At 65.2% G+C, this 21111-nt stretch carries 15 protein-coding genes; 8 read left to right on the top strand and 7 right to left on the bottom strand.

From position 1 onward, the window contains the following. Positions 1-179: 179 nt before the first annotated feature. Positions 180-3023, bottom strand: a complete 2844-nt coding sequence (gene secA, locus HXX15_RS08205; protein WP_296514676.1) for a preprotein translocase subunit SecA — start codon at positions 3021-3023, stop codon at positions 180-182. A gap of 342 nt (positions 3024-3365) precedes the next feature. On the opposite strand from secA, the gene HXX15_RS08200 reads away from it, so the two are divergent. Continuing rightward, complete coding sequence (locus HXX15_RS08200; RefSeq protein ID WP_296514673.1) at positions 3366-4292, top strand: peptidylprolyl isomerase; 927 nt, start codon at positions 3366-3368, stop codon at positions 4290-4292. Between the two features lie 158 nt (positions 4293-4450). Continuing rightward, positions 4451-5170, top strand: coding sequence for a GrlR family regulatory protein (locus tag HXX15_RS08195; protein ID WP_296514909.1), 720 nt, complete (start codon positions 4451-4453; stop codon positions 5168-5170). Positions 5171-5184: 14 nt separating this feature from the next. Here the strand turns inward: HXX15_RS08195 and mutS are convergent, their stop codons facing one another. Beyond that, the gene (gene mutS / locus HXX15_RS08190) at positions 5185-7905 is read right to left on the bottom strand and encodes a DNA mismatch repair protein MutS (RefSeq protein WP_296514671.1); all 2721 of its coding nucleotides are present in this window, start codon (positions 7903-7905) and stop codon (positions 5185-5187) included. A gap of 174 nt (positions 7906-8079) precedes the next feature. On the opposite strand from mutS, the gene pcaF reads away from it, so the two are divergent. After that, a complete protein-coding gene (gene pcaF, locus HXX15_RS08185) occupies positions 8080-9288 on the top strand; it encodes a 3-oxoadipyl-CoA thiolase (protein ID WP_296514668.1) in 1209 nt (402 codons plus the stop codon). 57 nt (positions 9289-9345) lie between these two features. Here pcaF and HXX15_RS08180 read toward each other — a convergent pair whose 3' ends face one another. The 3 genes from HXX15_RS08180 to HXX15_RS08170 are packed head-to-tail and all read right to left on the bottom strand — an operon-like array spanning position 9346 to position 12553. After that, positions 9346-10908, bottom strand: coding sequence for a DHA2 family efflux MFS transporter permease subunit (locus HXX15_RS08180; protein WP_296514665.1), 1563 nt, complete (start codon positions 10906-10908; stop codon positions 9346-9348). Between the two features lie 3 nt (positions 10909-10911). Continuing rightward, positions 10912-12078, bottom strand: coding sequence for an HlyD family secretion protein (locus tag HXX15_RS08175; RefSeq protein WP_296514663.1), 1167 nt, complete (start codon positions 12076-12078; stop codon positions 10912-10914). Continuing rightward, positions 12071-12553 (bottom strand): MarR family transcriptional regulator, encoded by a 483-nt coding sequence (locus HXX15_RS08170; protein ID WP_296514661.1) that lies wholly within the window; start codon positions 12551-12553, stop codon positions 12071-12073. The genes HXX15_RS08175 and HXX15_RS08170 overlap by 8 nt, the downstream gene beginning before the upstream one ends. Positions 12554-12765: 212 nt before the next feature. On the opposite strand from HXX15_RS08170, the gene HXX15_RS08165 reads away from it, so the two are divergent. The 4 genes from HXX15_RS08165 to HXX15_RS08150 all read left to right on the top strand — a co-directional run bounded on the left by HXX15_RS08165 (position 12766) and on the right by HXX15_RS08150 (position 16195). Further along, entirely contained in the window at positions 12766-13275 is a 510-nt protein-coding gene (locus HXX15_RS08165; protein WP_296514659.1) for a Fur family transcriptional regulator, read from the top strand. A gap of 88 nt (positions 13276-13363) precedes the next feature. Next, positions 13364-14281 carry a DMT family transporter gene (locus tag HXX15_RS08160; RefSeq protein ID WP_296514657.1) on the top strand — a complete coding sequence of 306 codons (918 nt, stop codon included), beginning with the start codon at positions 13364-13366 and terminating at the stop codon, positions 14279-14281. 51 nt (positions 14282-14332) lie between these two features. Continuing rightward, positions 14333-15628: a flavodoxin-dependent (E)-4-hydroxy-3-methylbut-2-enyl-diphosphate synthase gene (gene ispG / locus HXX15_RS08155; protein ID WP_296514656.1), complete on the top strand. Its 1296-nt coding sequence runs from the start codon at positions 14333-14335 to the stop codon at positions 15626-15628. Positions 15629-15685: 57 nt separating this feature from the next. Beyond that, positions 15686-16195 carry a hypothetical protein gene (locus HXX15_RS08150; protein WP_296514654.1) on the top strand — a complete coding sequence of 170 codons (510 nt, stop codon included), beginning with the start codon at positions 15686-15688 and terminating at the stop codon, positions 16193-16195. Positions 16196-16266: 71 nt separating this feature from the next. Here the strand turns inward: HXX15_RS08150 and HXX15_RS08145 are convergent, their stop codons facing one another. Next, the gene (locus HXX15_RS08145) at positions 16267-17514 is read right to left on the bottom strand and encodes a hypothetical protein (RefSeq protein WP_296514651.1); all 1248 of its coding nucleotides are present in this window, start codon (positions 17512-17514) and stop codon (positions 16267-16269) included. 73 nt (positions 17515-17587) lie between these two features. Beyond that, entirely contained in the window at positions 17588-19195 is a 1608-nt protein-coding gene (locus HXX15_RS08140) for a Na+/H+ antiporter (protein WP_296514649.1), read from the bottom strand. Between the two features lie 252 nt (positions 19196-19447). Between HXX15_RS08140 and HXX15_RS08135 the strand changes: the two genes are divergently transcribed. Continuing rightward, positions 19448-21100: a bifunctional diguanylate cyclase/phosphodiesterase gene (locus HXX15_RS08135; RefSeq protein ID WP_366558567.1), complete on the top strand. Its 1653-nt coding sequence runs from the start codon at positions 19448-19450 to the stop codon at positions 21098-21100. Positions 21101-21111: the final 11 nt, after the last annotated feature.

Genomic DNA, 21111 nt, shown 5'->3' with positions numbered 1-21111 from the left:
TTCAATCTGATCGGAGCTTGAAATCGCAGCGCGGGCTCGACGCAGCGAGCACACCGGCAAGATCGCGCGTCATCCGCTTGGGAAACGCGCAAGCTCACCTTTGCCTGCTCGACGGCCGTCGTCACGCGCGACGCGAGCGCTCTCGGAATGACTGCGATCTACGCCGCTACGCGATCAACTTACGCGTACCGGCCGTGGCAGTGCTTGTACTTCTTGCCAGAGCCGCAGGGGCAGTCCTCATTGCGGCCGACCTTGCCCCAGGTCTCGGGGCGGTTCGGGTCGCGGGCGCTCTTGTCGGCGTTGTCGGCCGGCGCCAGCGAGACGTTGGCGAACGCCATCTCGTCCTCGCCGGTGTTGGGATCGAGCTTGTGCGCTTCCATCGGCGGCAGCTCCTGGGGCTGCTCCGGCGGGATAATCTCGACCCGCATCAGCTGCGCGGTGACCGCCTCGCGCAGATGCGCGATCATCGCCTCGAACAGGCTGAACGCTTCGGACTTGTATTCCTGCAGCGGATCGCGCTGGCCGTAGCCGCGCAGCCCGATCACCTGGCGCAGATGATCCAGCATCACCAGATGCTCGCGCCACAGATGGTCCAGCGTCTGCAGCAGGATGCTCTTCTCGGCGTAGCGCATCACCTCGGGGCCCCACTGCGCCACCTTGGCCGCCATGTGCTCGTCGAACACCTTCTCCAGCCGCGCCAGCAATTCCTCGTCGGCGATGCCTTCTTCCTTGGCCCAGGCTTCGACCGGCAGATCGAGCCCGACCACGCGGCTGAGTTCTTCCTTCAGCCCGGCGACATCCCACTGCTCCGCATAGGCGTGTTCCGGCACGTGCTTGGCGACCAGATCCTCGACGAAGGCGTGACGCATATCGGTCACGGTCTCGTTGACGTTGTCCTCCTTCATCAGGTCGACGCGCTGGTCGAAGATCACCTTGCGCTGGTCGTTCTGGACGTCGTCGAATTTCAGCAAATTCTTGCGGATGTCGAAGTTGCGCGCCTCGACCTTCTGCTGCGCCTTCTCCAGCGCCTTGTTGATCCAGGGATGGATGATCGCCTCGCCTTCCTTCAGGCCGAGCCTTGTCAGCATGGTGTCGAGCCGATCGGAGCCGAAGATCCGCATCAGATCGTCTTCCAGCGACAGAAAGAATTTCGACCGGCCAGGATCGCCCTGACGGCCGGAGCGGCCGCGCAGCTGGTTGTCGATCCGGCGGGATTCATGGCGTTCCGAGCCGATGATATAGAGCCCGCCGGGACGGTTCACGGTCTTGGCCGGCTTGTTGCCCTTCGTCGGCTCGATCTCGACGATGTCCTCGGCCTGCAGCACGAGGGCGCGGAAGCGTTCGACATCGGCCTTGATCAGCTCGATCTTGGCGGCCTTCTCGGCCTCGTCGGTGATGCCCGCGGTCTCGTGCTGGATCCGCATTTCCAGCGAACCGCCGAGTTTGATGTCGGTGCCGCGGCCGGCCATGTTGGTGGCGATGGTGATCGCGCCCGGCACGCCGGCTTCGGCGACAATGTAAGCCTCCTGCTCGTGGAAGCGGGCATTCAGCACCGCGAACAGCTTCGCCGGCTTGCCGGCGCGGGCGGCGGCATAGAGCTTGTCCATGCCCTTCGGATCGGCGAAATCGATCTGCTTGTAGCCGTTCTTGAGCAGGTATTCCGCCAGCACCTCGGATTTCTCGATCGAGGCGGTGCCGACCAGCACCGGCTGCAGCCGCTTGTTGGCGCGCTCAACCTCGGCCAGGATGGCGGCATATTTCTCGGTCTGGGTGCGGTAGACCTCGTCGTCCTCGTCGAGACGTGCAATCGGCAGGTTGGTCGGGATCTCCACCACTTCGAGCTTGTAGATGTCGAACAATTCGTCGGCTTCGGTCAGCGCCGTACCGGTCATGCCGGCGAGCTTGTCGTACATCCGGAAGTAGTTCTGGAAAGTGATCGAGGCCAGGGTCTGGTTTTCCGGCTGGACGCTGACGTGCTCCTTGGCTTCCAGCGCCTGGTGCAGGCCTTCGGAATAGCGCCGACCCTGCATCATGCGGCCGGTGAACTCGTCGATGATGATCACCTCGTCGTCGCGGACGATGTAGTCCTTGTCGCGCTGGAACAGCGAATGCGCGCGCAGCGCCTGGTTGATGTGGTGCACCACCGAGACGTTCTCGACGTCGTACAGCGAATCGCCCTTGAGCTGGCCGGCGTCGCGCAGCAGCGTCTCGATCTTCTCCATGCCGGCTTCGGTCAGCGTCACGCTGCGCTGCTTCTCGTCGACCTCGTAGTCGGTCTTCTTGTCGAGCTTCGGCAGGAAGGTATCGATTGTATTATAGAATTCCGAGCGGTCGTCGAGCGGCCCGGAGATGATCAAGGGCGTTCGCGCCTCGTCGATCAGGATCGAGTCGACTTCGTCGACGATGGCGTAGGAATGGCCGCGTTGCACCATGTCCTCGAGCCGGTACTTCATATTGTCGCGTAGATAGTCGAAGCCGTATTCGTTGTTAGTACCGTAGGTGATGTCGCAGGCGTAGGACTTCTGCCGCTCGGAATCGTCGAGGCCGTGGACGATGACGCCGGTGGTCATGCCGAGGAAGCTGTAGATCTGGCCCATCCACTCGGAATCGCGCTTGGCGAGATAATCGTTGACGGTGACGACGTGGACGCCCTTGCCGGCCAGCGCGTTGAGATAGACCGCGAGCGTAGCGACCAGGGTCTTGCCTTCGCCGGTCTTCATCTCGGCGATGTCGCCCTCATGCAGCACCATGCCGCCGATCAGCTGCACGTCGAAATGCCGCTGGCCCAGCGTCCGCTTGGCCGCCTCGCGCACCGTGGCGAAGGCCGGAACCAGCAGCTCGTCGAGGGTTTTGCCGTCGGCGACCTGCTGGCGGAACTGCGCGGTGCGGACCTTCAGCGCCTCGTCGGAAAGAGCGGCGATTTCCGGCTCAAGCGCGTTGATGGCATCGACGCGAGGCTGATAGGCCTTGACCCGACGGTCGTTGGCGGAGCCGAAGAATTTGCGAGCGAGCGCGCCGAGCATACCAAAATCCTGTCTTTGCAGTTCGGCGTCGCCGCCGTCACACCATTCGACCGACAGCTATCAACTCATCGTGACGCAGGAGGCTGGCATCCGGATCGGAAGCTCGCGCGAAATGAATGGGAATCCAGCAATCCGAGGTCTGCGGCCGAGCGACGGCCGGTCGATACCGTCGCACCTCACCTATCCGGGCAGAGATATGGCTGGCTCAGGGGGTTGTCAACGCGCCAACCGGACGGCGATTTCATGATTTTGACCAAGTTTTCGCGTTGCCAAGGCTGCACGGTTGGGCAACTGTCCCGCCGCCCCGAAACAGCACCATTTCCCCGAAGATAAGGATTTTCCATGACCTCCGTGTCGTTGCCACCCAAACCCGGCCCGCGCTTCGGCTTTGCCGCCGCGACCGGCTGCCTTGCTTTGGTGCTGTTCGCCGGCCTCCCGGTTCGCGCCGAAGATGCCAATCCGGTACTCGCCAAGGTTAACGGTGCCGAGATACGCCAGAGCGACGTGACATTGGCCGAAGAGGAACTCGGCCCCAGCCTGGCGCAGATGGACCCGGCGACCAAGAAGGACAACGTGCTGGCGTTCCTGATCGACATGAAGATCGTCGCCAAGGCCGCCGAGGACAAGAAGATCGCCGACCGCGACGATTTCAAGACCAAGCTCGCCTTCGCGCGCAACCGGCTGCTGATGGACAATCTGCTGGCGGTCGAGGGCAAGGCCGCGACCACCGACGAGGCGATGAAGAAGGTCTATGACGACGCCTCCAAGCAGATCGCCAGCGAGCAGGAAGTCCACGCCCGCCACATCCTGGTCGAGACCGAGGATGAGGCCAAGACGGTCGCCGAGGAACTGAAGAAGGGCGCCGATTTCGCCGAACTGGCGAAGAAGAAGTCCAAGGATCCGGGCGCCTCCGATGGCGGCGACCTCGGCTTCTTCACCAAGGAGCAGATGGTGCCGGAGTTCTCCGCGGTCGCCTTCGCGCTGGAGCCCGGCAAGATCTCTGACCCGGTGAAGTCGCAATTCGGCTGGCACATCATCAAGGTCGAGGAAAAGCGCGACCGCAAGCCGCCGTCGTTCGATCAGGTCAAAGCGCAGATCGAGACCTATGTGGCCCGCAAGGCGCAGTCCGACTACGTCACCCAGTTGCGCCAGACCGCGAAGGTCGAGCGGATGGACAAGCCGGCCGAGTTGGCCAAGCCGGCGGACGCCGCCAAGCCCGCCGAAGCGGCGAAGCCGGCCGATTCCAAGGCGGCGCCGGCGAAGAAGTAACCGTCGAACGGCTGCCCTCGACCAGCAAATATTGAGGGCAGCCGGCGCGGCGGTAACGCACGTCGCAAAACTGTCATTTGGTTCTCGACCTAGCGATAACTTCCGCAGGCCCAGCAAGACCGCTAAGGTCGTCCCGGGATGGCGCCGGAGCACGGCCGCTGGTGGATGGGCTTTACAAGGTTGAATACCAGATCAACGACGGCACCGGCCGCAGCGTACTATACGCGCGCGCCGGCATGATGCTCGGGGGCAATACCGCTTTTGCCCATTTCGGCAGCTACCGTGACGTCGATGGCGAGATCGTCGCTGAGATCCGCACCAAACGACACAGCCCAAGCCTGGAATTCAGGACGCTGCTGCGCTCCGACGACGTCACGATTCGGATGCGTGGCTGGCCGGTCGGCGAGGTCTATCGCTTCGCGGGTGAGGTGGCGCAGGAGCCCGGCACGGTGTTTCGGGCGACGATGACGCCGCTCGGCGACGACGATATGCCGCCGCCCGGCGCGGTCGGCGACGGCGGCATCGTTAGCGGACTCTACTCGGTCGCGATCCGGATGCTCGACGGCGTCGACGGCGGCAATACCGGCGTGATGCTGTTGCATGACGGGCGCATTCTCGGCGGCGACGCATTCTTCTATTACCAGGGCTCCTACAGTTCGGCGAACGGCCGCTGGAAGGGCGAGTTCGTCAACCAGGAACACACACCGGCCAAGAGCGAGCGCCCGTTGTTCGGCGGTTACCAAGTCGGGATCGGTTTTTCCGGGCGCTGCGACGCCGCCTCCGCCGAAGTGGAAGCCACCGCGTTGGCCGGCAAGCGCAGCATCCGTTTCGCCGCCACACTGAAGCTGATCCGGCCGTTCGACGCGGGCCCCGCCTGACCGCGCCAGCCGTTCTACGGCTTCGGCGATTTCGCTTTCAGCGCATAGAGCGCCTCCAGCGCTTCGCGCGGCGACAATTCGTCGGGATGAATCGCAGCCAGCGCCGCAATCAATTGCTCCGCCTCCGACGGCGGCGCGGCTTCAGCCGGGGCACGGGCGGTGACCGCGAACAGCGGCAGGTCCTCGGCCAGCGCGCGTGCGGATTGCCCGCGATCCTGCGCCTCGAGCTTGGCCAGTACCGATTTCGCCCGCGCGATCACGCCCGGCGGTAATCCCGCCAGTTTCGCCACCTGAATACCGTAGGAACGATCCGCCGAGCCGGGCAGCACCTCGTGCAGAAACACCACGTCGCCGTGCCACTCCTTGACCCGAACTGTAGCATTGAACAGCCGCGGTAACTTGGCGGAGAGCGCGGTGAGCTCGTGATAATGCGTCGCGAACAGCGCGCGGCAGCGGTTGCTCTCGTGCAGATGCTCGATCGCCGCCCAAGCGATCGACAGCCCGTCGAAGGTCGCAGTGCCGCGCCCGATCTCGTCGAGAATCACCAGGGCGCGCTCGCTGGCCTGATTGAGGATCACCGCGGTCTCCACCATCTCGACCATGAAGGTGGAGCGCCCGCGTGCCAGATCGTCGGCCGCGCCGACCCTCGAGAACAGCCGGTCGACGATGCCGATTCTCGCCCGAGTGGCTGGGACGAAGGAGCCGATCTGCGCCAGCAGCGCGATCAGCGCATTCTGCCGCAGGAAGGTAGACTTGCCGGCCATATTGGGACCAGTGATCAGCCAGATCTGGCCGGATTGCTGCCCCGGCCCCGGCGACAGATCGCAGGCGTTCGCAATGAACGGCTGGCCGTCGCGGCGTAGTGCCTGCTCCACCACCGGATGCCGGCCGCCTTCGATGGCGAAAGCGAGCGAGCCATCGACTTCCGGGCGGACATAGTTGTCATCGACTGCAAGCTTCGCCAGAGCGGTGGCGACATCGAGCAGCGCGAAGGCATGGGCGGCGGCGCGCAGATCGTCGCCGGCCACGCTGACCATTGCCGCCAGCCGCTCGAAGATCTCCAGTTCAAGCCCGAGCGCGCGGTCGCCGGCATTCGCGATCTTGGCCTCGATCTCGCCGAGTTCGGCGGTGGTAAAGCGGGTCTGCCCGGCCAGGGTCTGGCGATGGATGAAGGTGGCATTGAGCGGCGGCACCATCAGCTTGTCGCCGTGCTGCGCGGTGACCTCGACGAAGTAGCCGAGCACGTTGTTGTGCCGGATTTTCAGGCCTTTGACGGTGGTCTCGTCGGCGTAGCGCGCCTGCATCGCGGCGACGATCAGCCGGGAATCGTCGCGCAGTTTTCGCGTTTCATCGAGCGACGCGTCATAACCTTCGCGCACGAAACCGCCGTCGCGCTTTTGCAGCGGCAGATCGTCGGCGAGCGCACGGGCGAATTCACCGGCGAGATCGCGCGAGGGGCGGCGCAGCGCGTCCATCGCGGCGGCGATATCTGCCGGCAGGCTGTCGATCAGCGCCAGCCGGGCCAGCACCTGATCGGCGGCCAGGATGCCGTCGCGCAGGCTGGCGAGATCGCGCGGGCCACCGCGTCCCACCGACAGCCGCGCCAGCGCGCGGGCCATGTCGGGCGCCGCCCGCAATGCCGCGCGGATGTCGTCACGCACCGCCGGCTCGGCGACGAAACTCGCCACCGCGTCGAGCCGACGCGCGATCATCGCGGCGTCGGTCAATGGCGCCGCCAGCCGCTGCGCCAGCAGGCGCGAGCCCGCGGCGGTGACGGTGCAGTCGATCGCGTCGAGCAGCGAGCCGCGCCGTTCGCCGCTCAAGGTGCGGGTCAGTTCGAGATTGGCGCGCGTCGCCGGGTCGATCGCCATGGTGGCGCCGGAGATTTCACGCGACGGCGGCGACAGCGGCGGGCGTTTGCCGAGCTGGGTACGGTCGATATAGGTGACGCAGGCGGCAGCGGCGGTCGCCTCCAGCCGCGACATCGCGCTGAGGCCGTCCATCGTCGCCACCGCGAAGTAATCGCACAACCGCCGCTCGGCGGTGGCCGAGTCGAACACGTCGCGGGTCAGCGGCGTCACTGCCGGCAATTCGCGCAACGAGGGCCCGAGTTCGGGGTCGCTGTACAGCGCGTCGGTGACGATCACCTCATTGGGATTGATGCGCGCCAGGGTAGCAGCGAGGTCGCCAGTGGCGCATTCGGTGACGATGAATTCAGCGGTGGAGATGTCGATCCAGGCGAGGCCGATGCGGTCGGCGCCGGAGGAGCCGCGGGCACGGGCAATCGCCAGCAGATAATTGTTGGCGCGGGCATCCAGCAGCGTGTCCTCGGTCAGCGTGCCCGGCGTGATCAGCCGCACCACGTCGCGGCGCACCACGCTCTTGCGGGCGCGGGCCAAAGCCGGGTCCTCGGTCTGCTCGCACACCGCGACGCGGTGGCCGAGCGCGATCAGCCGGTGCAGATAATCGTCGGAGCGCTCCACCGGCACGCCGCACATCGGGATGTCCATCCCCTGGTGCTTGCCGCGCTTGGTCAGCGTGATGCCGAGCGCGCGCGAGGCGATCTCGGCGTCCTCGAAGAACAATTCGTAGAAATCGCCCATCCGGTAGAACAGCAGCGAGCCGGGATTGGCGGCCTTGATCTCGTGGTACTGCTCCATCATCGGCGAGACGCGCGCCAATGCTTCCGCGGGCACGGCGGGTTCGGACGAGGGAATGGCGCTCTGGGTTGTCATCGCGGCGCAAACTAGCAAAATTCGGGGGGCCGTTCCTACCGCTTCGCGGCCGCAATACACGGATTCCGAAGTGCGACCTGCGGTCCGCGCATTTGACCTCGGCGATCCGGCTTCCTAAAACTCGCGCTCAATTCCGGCGCCGAAGCCCGGATGCACAACTCTTGGGAGATCGATATGGCCGATGTGTTTGTCTGCGACGCGGTTCGCACCCCGATCGGCCGGTTCGGCGGCTCGCTCGCCAAGATCCGCACCGACGATCTCGCCGCCGCGCCGATCAAGGCGCTGATGGCCAAACATCCGCAAATGGACTGGGCCGCGGTCGACGAAGTCTATTTCGGCTGCGCCAACCAGGCCGGCGAGGACAACCGCAATGTGGCGCGGATGGCGCTGCTGCTGGCCGGACTGCCGGATTCGGTACCGGGGCTGACCTTGAACCGGCTGTGCGCTTCCGGGCTCGACGCGGTCGGCGCCGCGGCCCGCGCGATCCGCGCCGGCGAGATCGATCTGGCGATTGCCGGCGGCGTTGAATCGATGACCCGGGCGCCGTTCGTGATGGGCAAGGCATCGGAGGCGTTTTCGCGCACACTGGAGACCTTCGACACCACGATCGGCTGGCGCTTCATCAATCCGCTGATGAAGGCGCAATACGGCGTCGACGCCATGCCGGAGACCGGCGAAAATGTCGCCGAGGAGTTCCAGATCTCCCGCGCCGACCAGGACGCCTTCGCAATTCGCTCGCAGCAGCGCGCGGGAGCTGCGATTGCGTCGGGCTATTTCGCCGAGGAAATCGTCGCGGTGGCAGCGCCCGGCGGCAAGGCCGGGCCGATCATGGTCGACAAGGACGAGCATCCGCGCCCCGAAACCACGCTGGAAGGGCTGTCGAAGCTGAAGCCGATCGTGCGCAATCCCGGCACCGTGACGGCGGGCAATGCGTCCGGCGTCAATGACGGCGCGGCGGCGATGATCCTTGCCTCCGAAGCCGCGGTGCAGAAGCATGGCCTGACGCCGCGGGCGCGGATTCTCGGCCTCGCCTCGGCAGCGGTGCCGCCGCGGATCATGGGGATCGGCCCGGTGCCGGCGACGCGAAAACTGATGGAACGGCTTGGACTGAAGATCAGCGATTTCGACCTGATCGAACTCAACGAAGCCTTCGCCTCGCAGGGCCTCGCCTGTCTGCGCCAGCTCGGCGTCGCCGACGACGGCGATTTCGTCAATCCGCATGGTGGCGCGATCGCGCTCGGCCACCCGCTCGGCATGAGCGGCGCGCGGCTGGCGATGACCGCGGTGCACGGCATGGAGAAGCGCGGCGGCAAGCTCGCGCTGGCGACGATGTGCGTCGGCGTCGGCCAGGGCGTCGCGATGGCGATCGAAAAGATGAACTAACTTTCTTATCCCTCCCCTTGTGGGGAGGGATATTTCGCGCGATCGCTTCCGAACGCGTTACTCGATCACCGCCGCATGTTCCGGCGCCTGCGACTGTTTTCGCAGCGCCGCCTTGGTCGAGCCGATCATGATCGCCAGCGGGATCGCACAGGCGGTGACGAACATCACCAGCTGGTAGTCGCGCGAGAACGCGATGATCTGTGCCTGCATGGTGACGATGGCGTCCATCATGGCGCGGCCGGTGGTGGTCGCCATGTCGATGGTACCGGTGACGTTCGGCATCTGCATTGCGTTGTTGAACGGGGTGATGTGCTCGGCCAGTACGGCGTGAGCATCGCGCGTGCCCGAGGTGAGCTGTGCGATCACCACCGAAATGCCGATCGAGCTGGCGACGTTGCGCACCAGCGTCAACATCGAGGTGCCGTCGGTGCGGAGCTGGCCGGGTAGCGTCAGGAACGCCACCGTCGACAATGGCACGAACACCAGGCCGAAGCCGAACCCCTGGACGATGCTGATCACCACGATGCTGTCGACCGCGGTCTGGTCGGTCCAGCCGGTCATCACATAGAGCGACGCGCAGGTCAGCGTCAGGCCGGACGCAATCAGCGTGCGCGCCTCGATATAGCGCATCAGCCGCCCCACCAGCATCATCGCCACGAAGGTGCCGCAGCCGCGCGACGCCAGCAACAGCCCGGCGGTCATGATCGGAAAGCCGGTGACGTTCTGCAGATAGGGCGACGCCAGCGCCATGGTGGAGAACAGCACCAGCCCCATCACCGCCATGAACACGCAACCGCCGATAAAATTGCGGTCCTTGAAGATCGCGAACTGGATGAACGGTTTCGCCGTGGTGAAGGAATGCGCGAAGAAGTAGTAGAAGCCGATGACCGAGACGATCGCCTCGGCGATGATTTCATTGGATTCCAGCCAGCCGAGCTGCTCGCCGCGGTCGAGCGCCAGCTGCATCGCGCCGATCCCGATCGCGAGCGCCATGAAACCGAACCAGTCGAACCGCAATTCATGGTCCTTGCGGGTCTCGTCCATGAACACCAGCAGCCCCAGCACGGTGAAAATGCCGAACGGCAGATTGACGAAAAACACCCAGTGCCAGGAATAGGTTTCGGTCAGCCACGCGCCCAATGACGGCCCCATGATCGGCCCCATCATCACCCCCATGCCCCAGATCGACATCGCCTTGGCGCGCTCATGCAGCGCGTAGGAGTCGAGCATCACCGCCTGCGACAGCGGCACCAAAGCCGCGCCGAACACGCCCTGCAGCAGCCGGAACAGCACCATCTGGTTGATGTCCTGCGCCAGCCCGCACATCACCGAGGCGATGGTGAAGCCGGCGGAGCAGATGATGAAGATTCGCTTGCGGCCGAACCGGTTGGCGATCCAGCCGACCGGCGCGGTCATGATCGCGGCGGCGACGATATAGGAGGTCAGCACCCAGTTGATCTGGTCCTGCGACGCCGACAGCGAGCCCTGCATATAGGGCAGCGCGACGTTGGCGATGGTGGTGTCGAGCGCCTGCATGATGGTCGCCGTCATGGCGCAGATCGTCACCATGTTGCGGCGCAGGCCGGGGGCGACGATCGGTGCTGCGGCGGCGCCCGGCATCGCTCAGTCCCGATCCTGCGCCGCGACCGCCGGCTCAAAGCCGAACATTTTGGCGAGCGAGCGGCGATGATGGGTGTCGATCGAGACGAATGAACTCATCCCGGCCTTCAGCCTGCGCACCGCCGGATCGGCGGGATCGAGCGCGATCCGCAGCGGCACCCGCTGCACTACCTTGACGAAATTGCCGGTGGCGTTCTGCGGCGGCAGGATCGCGAATTGCGCGCCGGTGCCGGGGCTGAGCGAGGTAACGATCCCCTTGAAGACGTGATCGGGGAAGGCATCGACATCGACGGTGACGGGCTGGCCGACCGCCACATAGGTGAAGTCGCTTTCCTTCGGGTTGGCGTCGACCCACGGCGCCGTGGTGTCGATCACGCTGAACACCGGCGTGCCGGCGGTGACGAACCGGCCGAGCTGGATGTTGTCCACTTGCGTCGCGGTGCCGTTCATCGGCGCCCGCACCGTGGTCAGATCGAGATTGCGCTGGGCGTCGTCGAGCGCCGCCTTGGCCTGCATATGGGCTGGAAACTGCTCCAGCGGCAGCACGGGATCGCCGAGCAATTGATTGAGCGCGGTCGAACGCTGCTGCTTGATCAGCTGCAACTGCGCCTGCGCGGTGACCAGCGCGGTGGCGGCGTTGTCGAGATCGAGCTGCGAGCCGGCATTGCTCTTCACCAGCGAGGATTTGCGCTCGACGTCGCGCTGCTTCAGCGCGATCCCGGCGTTCACCAGTTCGACGGTCTGGCCGTAGAGCTCGACGTTGGCGATCAAATTGTCGTGGCTGGTTTTGGCGTCGGCGAGCTTGGCGCGGGCCTGGGCTAGCGCCAGCCGGTACGGCACCGGGTCGATCTGGAACAGCACGTCGCCGGGCGCGACCTGCTGACCCTCTTTCACCGCGACGCTGATGATCTTGCCGGCGACGTCAGGGGTGATCAGCACTTTCTGGGCGCCCACATAGGCGTCGTCGGTGGTGACGTAGCGACCGCCCGTCAGATAAAAAGCGAAGCCGGCAACCAGAGCGATCAACGGCAGCACGACCAGCAGCAGCGGCCGTCGATATTTGCGCAAGCCGGCCAGCAGCCGACGCCGCGGCGCCCTGGCAAGCGGCTGCGCTGGAACGTCCGACGCCGCCTTCTGCTCCGGCGCGAATTTCAAAACCGGATCAGCCATAACGCTGCTCCTTCCGTGCGAGTTCGCCGTTCGCCAGCTGGATCGCCGAACGGACATTTTCCTTGATGGTTTCCAGTTGGGTCAGCAGCCGGTGGGTATCGGCGGGGCTGATGCCAGCGAGCGCCGTGGCGGTGATTTCGGAGCGCAGGCCGGCGAGCTTGCCGAGCAGCGGCCGTGCCGCCTTGCGCAGATACAGCCGCTTGACCCGACGGTCGCTGTCGTCGCTGCGGCGTTCCAGCCAGCCACGCTCGCACAACCGGTCGATCAGTCGCGTCAGCGTGATCGGCTGCATCTCCATCAGTTCGGCGAGCTCGGATTGCTTCAGGCCTTCGGCGCGCTCGACCTTGGCCAGCACCGCCCATTGCGCCCGGGTGATGCCGTGACGCGCGGCCTGCTTGTCCGCATAGGCCCGCAGCAGCCGCTGCACCTCCGCCAGCGTAAACATGAAATTGGCGTCCACGGAACCGCGCGGCATGGGTCGTTTCACTCCCTGAGCTTGCGATAAGGTAAGCTAGCTTATGAATTTCGCGATCGCGATTCGTTGCATGGACGCAGGCCCTCCGTGCATGGCTCTTCGCGCTGCGGCAATGGAACCCGCGCGACTTGTGCGCCGCCGTGCTATAAATTGCCCGGTGTAACGTGCCGGCCGCCGCAGGGATTGCGCCCGCCGCCTGACAGGTTAGATCGATGACGACAGCCGCGAAGCCGACATTCCCCGCGCCCGGCCACGACCACGACCGCTGCACCGCAGACGCGATTACGCATGCGGAGCAGATCTGCGCCGGCCGTGCCCAGAACTTCACGCCGATCCGGCGCCAGGTGCTGCGGGCGCTGCTGTCGAGCCACCGCCCGCTCGGCGCCTATGAGGTGATCGACGAGTTGGCGCGAGTGATGCCGCGGCTGGCCCCGATCACGGTGTATCGCGCGCTCGATTTCCTGATGCAGAACGGGCTGGTGCACCGCATCGAAAGCCGCAACGCCTTCCTGGCCTGCGCGCACGACCACGACGACGCCGCCGCGGTGGCGTTCCTGATCTGCGAGAGCTGCGGCTCGGTCGGCGAAATTCCTGCCGCGCCGGTGGCCCAGGCGCTGAACGAGGCCGCGCGCCTGACCGGCTTTGCGCCGAAGCTGTCGGTGGTGGAAATCACCGGGATCTGTGCCCATTGCCAAGCCGCCGGACAAAGTCTATCGGCATGATCCTTCCGAGCCTCGGAAGACCATGCTTCGGGATCACTTCCCCAACAACACGGCGACAAGCCGGAGCCCTCATGACCCCGATGCATCGATGTCTTCCGATCACGTGAGCGGCAGGCCCGCCGCCCCTTCGCTCAGCGCCGGCGCGATCGCGCTGATGCTGCTGTGCTGCCTGAGCTGGGGCTTCAACCAGATCGCCATCAAGCTTTTGCTGCCGGAGATCCCGCCCTATCTGCAGGCGATGATCCGTTCCGCCGGCGGATTGCTGGTGATCCTGCTGATCGCCGCCGTCCGCGGCGTCAAGCTGTTCAAACGCGATGGCACATTGGGCGCCGGGCTATTTGCCGGCGCGTTGTTCGGGCTTGAATTCGTGCTGATCTTTCACGGCCTGGAATTCACCACCGCGTCGCGCGCCGTGGTGTTCCTCTATACTGCGCCGTTCTTCGTGGCACTGGGATCCTACAAGTTCCTCGGCGAACGGCTGCGCCCGGCGCAATGGGGTGGGTTGGCACTGAGCTTTGCCGGGGTCGCCTGCGCGTTCGGCGTGCCGCAGCCCGACGTCGATGCCCGGGTGCTGCTCGGCGATCTGATGGTGGTGAGCGGTGGCGCGCTGTGGGCCGCAACCACGCTGGTGGTGAAGGCGACGGCGCTGCTGAAGGCGCCGCCGGAAAAGGCGCTGGGCTATCAGGTGGCGCTGTCGGTTCCGATCCTCGGCGCGGCCTCCTGGCTCGCCGGCGAGACGCTGCCCGGGGTTCCGAGCGGCTTCGCATTGGGATTATTGGCCTATCAGGCGTTCTGGGTGGTTGGATTGACGTTTTTGCTGTGGTTCGGGATGATCAAGACCTATTCCGCCAGCAAATTGTCGGCTTTTACCTTCTTCACCCCTTTATTCGGGGTGGCGGCGGGCTATTTGATCATGCACGACCCGCTGACCCCCGCGTTCGGCGTCGCCGCGCTGCTGGTGATCGCCGGACTGTATCTGGTCAACCGGCCGGCCCCGGCCCGGTGACGACCATTGATCGATTGCCGGATGTCACAAAAACCTGATATTCGAGACCCCATGAACAAGCTCGAAAACCCGCTGCAGAACGACGTCGCCGGCCCCAGCGCCCGGCATAAGACCACCCAGGTCATGGTCGGCGAAGTCGCCGTCGGTGGCGGTGCGCCGATCGTCGTGCAGTCGATGACCAACACCGACACCGCCGACGTCGAGGGCACCATCGCCCAAGTGACGGCCTTGGCCCGCGCCGGCTCGGAAATGGTCCGCATCACGGTGGATCGCGACGAGGCCGCGGCCGCGGTGCCGCATATCCGCGACGGGCTGCGCAAGCGCGGCATCGCGGTACCGCTGATCGGCGATTTCCATTACATCGGCCACAAGCTCTTGGCCGACTATCCAGCCTGCGCCGAGGCGCTCGACAAGTACCGGATCAATCCCGGCAATGTCGGCTTCAAGAACAAGCGCGACACCCAGTTCACCGACATCGTCGAGATCGCGCTAAAGAACAACAAGGCGGTCCGGATCGGTGCCAATTGGGGTTCGCTGGACCAGGAACTGCTGACCAAGCTGATGGACGAGAACGCCGCCTCGGCGCAGCCGCGCGACGTTCGCGCGGTAACCCGCGAGGCGATGGTGCAGTCGGCGCTGCTGTCGGCGGCGCGGGCGGAAGAGATCGGCCTGCCGAAGAACAAGATGATCCTGTCGGCCAAGGTCTCGGCGGTGCAGGATCTGATCGCCGTGTACCAGACGCTGGCGGAACGCTCCGACTATGCGATCCATCTCGGCCTCACCGAGGCCGGGATGGGCTCCAAGGGCATCGTCGCCTCCTCGGCCGCGCTCGGCATCCTGTTGCAGCAGGGGATCGGCGACACGATCCGGATTTCGCTGACCCCGGAACCCGGCGGCGACCGCACGCTGGAAGTCCAGGTCGCGCAGGAATTGCTGCAGACCATGGGGTTCCGCACATTCGTGCCGCTGGTGGCGGCCTGCCCGGGCTGCGGCCGCACCACCTCGACCACGTTCCAGGAACTGGCGCGCTCGATCCAGGATTTCATCCGCACCGAAATGCCCGGCTGGAAGACCCGCTATCCCGGCGTCGAAAATCTCAACGTCGCGGTGATGGGCTGCATCGTCAACGGCCCCGGCGAGAGCAAGCACGCCAACATCGGCATCTCGCTGCCCGGCACCGGCGAAACCCCGGCGGCGCCGGTGTTCGTCGACGGCCAGAAATTCCGCACCCTGCGCGGCGCCAATATCTCGACCGAGTTCAAGGCGCTGGTGATCGACTATATCGAGCAGCGCTACGGCGCCAACGCCAAGGCCGGCGCGCCACAGATGGTGCCCGCGGCGGAGTAGCTGCCGCTCCGTCGCTGATCGTGCGCCCTGCCGGGGCTTTTCGGTAAGAGCGATTGCATGAGAGCGACGGTGAAGACCGCCTTCAGGATCAAATCGCTTATGGCTGCGGTGGTGACCACGCTCGCCGTGCCGCTTGCTACCGGTGCGCGCGCAGCCGACCTGCCGGCGGAATTTTCCGGATTCTGGATCGCCGCCGGCGCCTCCGGCAATCAATGCCGCAAGGACGACATCAAGGACGAGAAGAACGATATTGCAATCGACCGGGTGATGAGCGTGGCCCCCGGCACGGTCACCTATTACGAGACCAACTGCAAGCTCACGTCGGTCAAGCCGCTGCGCCACCTGAATTCCAGCGACCGCATCGAGGTGAACGCGCAGGCCGAACTCGCCTGCAGCGGCGAAGGCTCAAGCTGGCAGGCCACCGAAATCTGGCATGTCGAGACCATCGACAACAAAAAGGTCGCGGTGGTGACCGCCCTGAAGCAATCCAATTACCGCGACGAACGCGGCCGCAAGCAGAACACGCCGAGCCTGGTGACGACATCGGTCTATTTCGAGTGCAAGTGAACACCGCCGCGTGAGCGAACGGCGCGGGCTCCAAGCCCGGTGCGCCGCAGATGGTGCCTGCGGCGAAGTGGCTATTCGTCTTGCTTGCTCCACGCGCGCAGCCGTTCGATCGCGACGGGCGTCAGGCTGTAGGCTTCGACGGTCTGGCGCGACAGGTCTGCGCCGGCGGCGGGCGAGATCACTAGTTTGCCCAGCACGACGCCGAGCGGGACGATGCAGCATGGATCGGTGCGCAGCGGAACCAGCTCCTCAATCGATCCGACATAACGTCCGGCGTTGCGCGCCAGCAGCGACAATTCATACAGGACGTCGCCGCGCCTTCCGCGCTGTCGCGCCGCGTCCATCAGACCCATCAGCCCCAACCGCGTGACCACACCCTCGCGGCCGTCATGTTGAGTGGGCGGCGCTTCACCGAGTGAGACACGGAGCAGTGCGCCGGCGAGATCGACGCCGCTCAGCCAGCCATTCATCGGCTCGACCAGCCGCGGATTGGCGTCGAAGAACAGCGGCGCCCCGCTGGCGTCATCGACGATGTAGTCGAACGAAAGTGCGCCATGCCAATTCAATGCTGCGCCGATTTTCTCTACGCTGGCGCGCGCCTCCGGCCGCCGCATGCTCCGCTTCAGCACGTCCCCACCACCCGGCCCCGCGGCGATCTGCCGATAGATATGACAGGCCACCAGCCGGCCGCGGTCGAACACCGCCTGAGTCCGCTCCAGAGGTCCATTGGCCGCGGTCTGCACCACGACGCCCTCGTTGAAGGCGCCCCGTTGAAACAATTCGCCCGCCAACTCTTCGCGTTGCGCCGCGTCGTCAATGCGCCAGACTCCGGAGCTCGCGGTGCCAAAGGCCGCCTTGACGAAGAATGGAAACGGCCGCGCCGCAGCGAAGGTCTCCGGCGAATGCACGATCTCGGTACTGGGTTGCGGGATGTCGAGCCGCGTCAACAACCTCGCCAATGCCGTCTTGCTCTGCACTTGTTCGAACGCCGCGAAATCCGCAAGCGCAACGCCGAGCGTGTTCGGCAGGCGGTGACGCGCTGCGGCGAACAGGTAGGCCTGTTCATGCACCGGCAGCAGCACGTCAATCGAACGGGCGGCAACGACATCGAGGACCGCGGCGAGATAGCCGTCGGGATCGCTGCCGGAGGGTGGGGCCGGATGAACCCGGCTGACGAATCGGGAAAACCGCGCCAGGCAGAGCGGATCACTGGAAACCAGTTCGACGCGGTGCCCGGCCAGACCGAGCGCGGTGACAGCTTCGCGCGCCGACAGGCTCGAGCCTTCGCTGAGCAGGATCCGTGGACCGCGATCGACCATGCATCCGTTTAGACCCGCTAACGCGCAGCTGCAAATTGGCCTCGCGCAAGGATTCTCAATTCGGCCCCATCGACTACAGCGGCCCGGTGCGAAACTCCCGGTTCGCTAGGCTCGCCTCTTCCAGATCGAGATCGCGTTCGATCCGGCGGCGGCTTTCGTCGGTGATGTTGCCGTCACGCAATTGGGCGTGGATGAACTGGCGTTCGATCGCGATCAGTTCGCGCACCAGCGCGATTCCGGTCGCCGATATCTCCCGCGCCTCGTCGTCGAATGATGACGGCAGCGAATTGGCGCGGGTCTCGTGCCGGGCCCGCAGCAGCGTCACCACTTCGTCGGACAATTCGCGATCGTCGGTGATGGCGTCGAGCGATCGCAACGCTTCCGCCAGCGCCGCGCGCCGCGCCGCGATCTCGGACTCGCGCTCGGCCCGGTGCTCGTTGCGGCCATCCTTGGCGACGCCGAGCAACCGAACCACCGCCGGCAAAGTCAGGCCAAGGCCGAGCAGCGTGATCAGGATGACGCCGAACGAGACGAACTGGATCAGATCGCGATACGGAAAGCCGTCACCCGACGGCAACGCCAACGGCAGCGCCAGCGCCGCGGCAAGCGACACCGCGCCGCGCACGCCGGTGAAGCCAAGCACGAACACCGCGCGCCACGACGGCGCCGGATCGCGCAGGCGCAAGCGCTTGCTCAGCAGCCGCGGCAGATAGGTCGCCGGATAGACCCAGGCGAAGCGCGCGATGATGACGATCGCGGCGACCAGCAGGGTCGCAAAGACGATATCGTGCAGCGGAAACTCTTTCGATTTCTCGAACAGCGCCCGCAACTGAAAACCGGTCAGCAGGAACAGCAGGCCTTCGATCAGATAGATCACCAGATCCCAGAAAAAGATTCCCTGCAGCCGGGTCGCTGATGAAATCAGCAATGGCCCGTTCCAGCTGATGTACAGCCCGCACGCCACCGTGGCGATCACCCCGGAGCCGCCGAGATGCTCGGGGATCCAGTAGGCGATATAGGGCGTCAGCAGCGACAGCGTGATTTCGACCTGTGGATCGCGCGCCCAATGCCGAACCCGCAGGCTGAGCCAGCCCACCGCGACGCCGAACGCCAGCTCGCCCGCCAAAATGGCGACGAAGGTGCCGGACGCTTGCGGCAGCGAGAACGCGCCGGTGGTGATCGCCACCACGGCGAAGCGGTACAGGATCAGCGCGGTGGCATCGTTCGCCAGTCCCTCGCCTTCCAGCACGACCAGGATGCGCCGCGGCAGCCCAAGTTTGCGAGCGATCGCCAGCGGCGCCACCACATCCGGCGGCGCCACGATGGCGCCGAGCAGAAAGCCGATGCTCCAGGGCAGCCCGATCAGGTAGTGCGTCGCAATTGCCACCGCGCAGGCGGTGAAGATCACGCAGCCGATGGCCAAGAGCGCGATCGGTCGCAAATTCGCGCGGAACTCGCGCCAGCTCATCGCCACGCTGGCGGAATAGATCAGCGGCGGCAGCACCACGAGCAGAATCAGCTCTGGCGGCAATTCAATACCGGGCATGCCGGGTACGAATGCGAGTCCGATGCCGGATAACAGCAGCAGGATCGCGGGCGCGACATTGAGCCGGCGCGCCAGCAGCGCGGTCACCGCCAGCACCGCGAGCAAGGTCAGGAAGATCTGAAAGTTGGCTTCCACGGCCGCCCTAATCGTTGTCGAATTACCAGTTCATGAAATCGCCCGGCCAGGGTGGGAGGTCAAGTAATACCGGCCATGCGCGCTGGGCGACCACACGGTTCCGGGTCGCGACGAACATCCGCATTTCGGCTTAATCCGTAAGTCTTACCGAACGTTGATCCGCTAATACTCGATTTACTCTCGGTCTATTCTCCGCGACGCTGAAGCGGCCAATTCATACCTTGGCAATGCTCGGCGTGGTTTCGTGCTGCTATGGCTACCACAGCAAGAGCGCCGGAACGGATTGCTACCAGGACTGCGAAGGCCCGGTGCCGCGACGATTCGGTCGGCCGCGCCACCACCAGCCGCGCAGCCACGGTGGCGTTCAACGCCTTCATGAGCATGTCGCGGGCCGCCGCCATCGTCGGTTCCGACGGCAAGCTGCTGATGCAGAATTTGATGTTCGACGAGCTGTTCAGCAACTGCGGGCTGATCGAACGCATTTATGGCAACCAGTGGCAGGATTGCCAGATCGCGATTCCCGACGGCCGGGTGTTCCGGGTCGAGGCCATCACCATGGACGATGGCTGGCTGGTTAGCGCCTTCGACATGACCGATCGGCTGACCCGGGCTCGCACAGATAATCTGACGAAACTGGGCAACGGGGTGATGTTCCGCGAGCGGCTCATCGAACTGCTGGCTAATCCCCAGCCCGCCGAAGGATCGGCGGTCCTGACCGTCGATCTCGACCGCTTCAAAGCCGTCAACGACTCGCTCGGCCACCATATCGGCGACGCGTTGCTTTGCCTTGTGGCCAAACGGATTCTGTCCGCCGTTGGACCCAACGACATCGTGGCGCGGCTGCACGGTGACGAATTCGGTATCATTCAGACCGCGACGCCGCAGCCGGAGTCGGCGACGACGCTGGCAGCGCGGCTGGTCGACCTGCTCGGCCGCTCCTATCTGCTCGATGGTCAACTGATCGATGTCGCGGCAAGCGTCGGCATCGCCCTGCCGTCCGCCAGCAATCTCGACTGCGACCAGACCATGAAGAATGCGGGCATGGCCCTGCATCTGGCGAAGGAGCAGGGCCGCGGTTCGTTCCGTTTCTTCGAGCCGGAGATGGACGACAGATTGCAGGGGCGCCGCAATCTCGAAGTCGATCTTCGCCGCGCCCTGGCGCTGCGCGAATTCTCGCTGGCCTACCAGCCACAATTCAATCTCAAATCGCGCGCCATCACCGGGTTCGAGGCGCTGTTGCGCTGGAACTGCCCGTCCCGGGGCACGGTGTCTCCGCTCGACTACATCCCGCTGGCGGAAGAGACCGGCATCATCGCGCCGATCGGCGATTGGGTTCTGCGGGCCGCCTGCCGCGAGGCGGCAAGCTGGCCGGGCCAACGCACCGTCGCCGTCAACGTCTCGGCGATCCAGTTTGCCAACCCGGGCCTCGTCCTGACGATCCTGTCGGCGCTCGGCGAAAGCGGCCTCGACCCGTGGCGACTGGAGCTCGAGATCACCGAAAGCGTGATGCTTGACGCGGAAGGCGCGGCGCTGGGGGTGTTGCAGCAGCTTCGCGGCATGGGCGTGCGCGTCTCGCTGGACGATTTCGGAACTGGCTATTCCTCGCTCGGCTATCTGCGCAGCTTTCCATTCGACAAAATCAAGATCGATCAGTCGTTCGTTCGCGGGATGCCGGGCGACAAGGGCAGCCGGGCGATCGTGCGCGCGATCGCCTCGCTCGGAGAAAGCCTCGGCATGGCGACGGTCGCGGAAGGCGTCGAAACCGACGACCAGCTGGCGCGGATCGTCGCCGATGGTTGCACCGACGTACAGGGGTACCTGATCAGCCGACCGATCCCGCCGGAGCAGATCACGGAATTCCTCGCCTTCCACGACACCGCGGCGCTTGCAAGCGATCGCGGCTGACACCCGACATT

The organism is Rhodopseudomonas sp., assembly GCF_013377015.1.
Lineage (GTDB): Bacteria > Pseudomonadota > Alphaproteobacteria > Rhizobiales > Xanthobacteraceae > JARJEH01.
The sequence above is the reverse complement of the archived record's forward strand: the minus strand, read 5'-3'. Positions and strand labels throughout refer to the sequence as shown.

Bases quoted from the DNA above. Each gene is read 5' to 3' on its own strand.
- ispG (WP_296514656.1), top strand. From the start codon at position 14,333: ATGAACAAGCTCGAAAACCCGCTGCAGAACGACGTCGCCGGCCCCAGC.
- HXX15_RS08160 (WP_296514657.1), top strand. From the start codon at position 13,364: ATGTCTTCCGATCACGTGAGCGGCAGGCCCGCCGCCCCTTCGCTCAGC.
- HXX15_RS08200 (WP_296514673.1), top strand. From the start codon at position 3,366: ATGACCTCCGTGTCGTTGCCACCCAAACCCGGCCCGCGCTTCGGCTTT.
- mutS (WP_296514671.1), bottom strand. From the start codon at position 7,905: ATGACAACCCAGAGCGCCATTCCCTCGTCCGAACCCGCCGTGCCCGCG.
- HXX15_RS08180 (WP_296514665.1), bottom strand. From the start codon at position 10,908: ATGCCGGGCGCCGCCGCAGCACCGATCGTCGCCCCCGGCCTGCGCCGC.
- HXX15_RS08145 (WP_296514651.1), bottom strand. From the start codon at position 17,514: ATGGTCGATCGCGGTCCACGGATCCTGCTCAGCGAAGGCTCGAGCCTG.
- pcaF (WP_296514668.1), top strand. From the start codon at position 8,080: ATGGCCGATGTGTTTGTCTGCGACGCGGTTCGCACCCCGATCGGCCGG.
- secA (WP_296514676.1), bottom strand. From the start codon at position 3,023: ATGCTCGGCGCGCTCGCTCGCAAATTCTTCGGCTCCGCCAACGACCGT.
- HXX15_RS08170 (WP_296514661.1), bottom strand. From the start codon at position 12,553: ATGCCGCGCGGTTCCGTGGACGCCAATTTCATGTTTACGCTGGCGGAG.
- HXX15_RS08135 (WP_366558567.1), top strand. From the start codon at position 19,448: ATGGCTACCACAGCAAGAGCGCCGGAACGGATTGCTACCAGGACTGCG.
- HXX15_RS08150 (WP_296514654.1), top strand. From the start codon at position 15,686: ATGAGAGCGACGGTGAAGACCGCCTTCAGGATCAAATCGCTTATGGCT.
- HXX15_RS08175 (WP_296514663.1), bottom strand. From the start codon at position 12,078: ATGGCTGATCCGGTTTTGAAATTCGCGCCGGAGCAGAAGGCGGCGTCG.
- HXX15_RS08165 (WP_296514659.1), top strand. From the start codon at position 12,766: ATGACGACAGCCGCGAAGCCGACATTCCCCGCGCCCGGCCACGACCAC.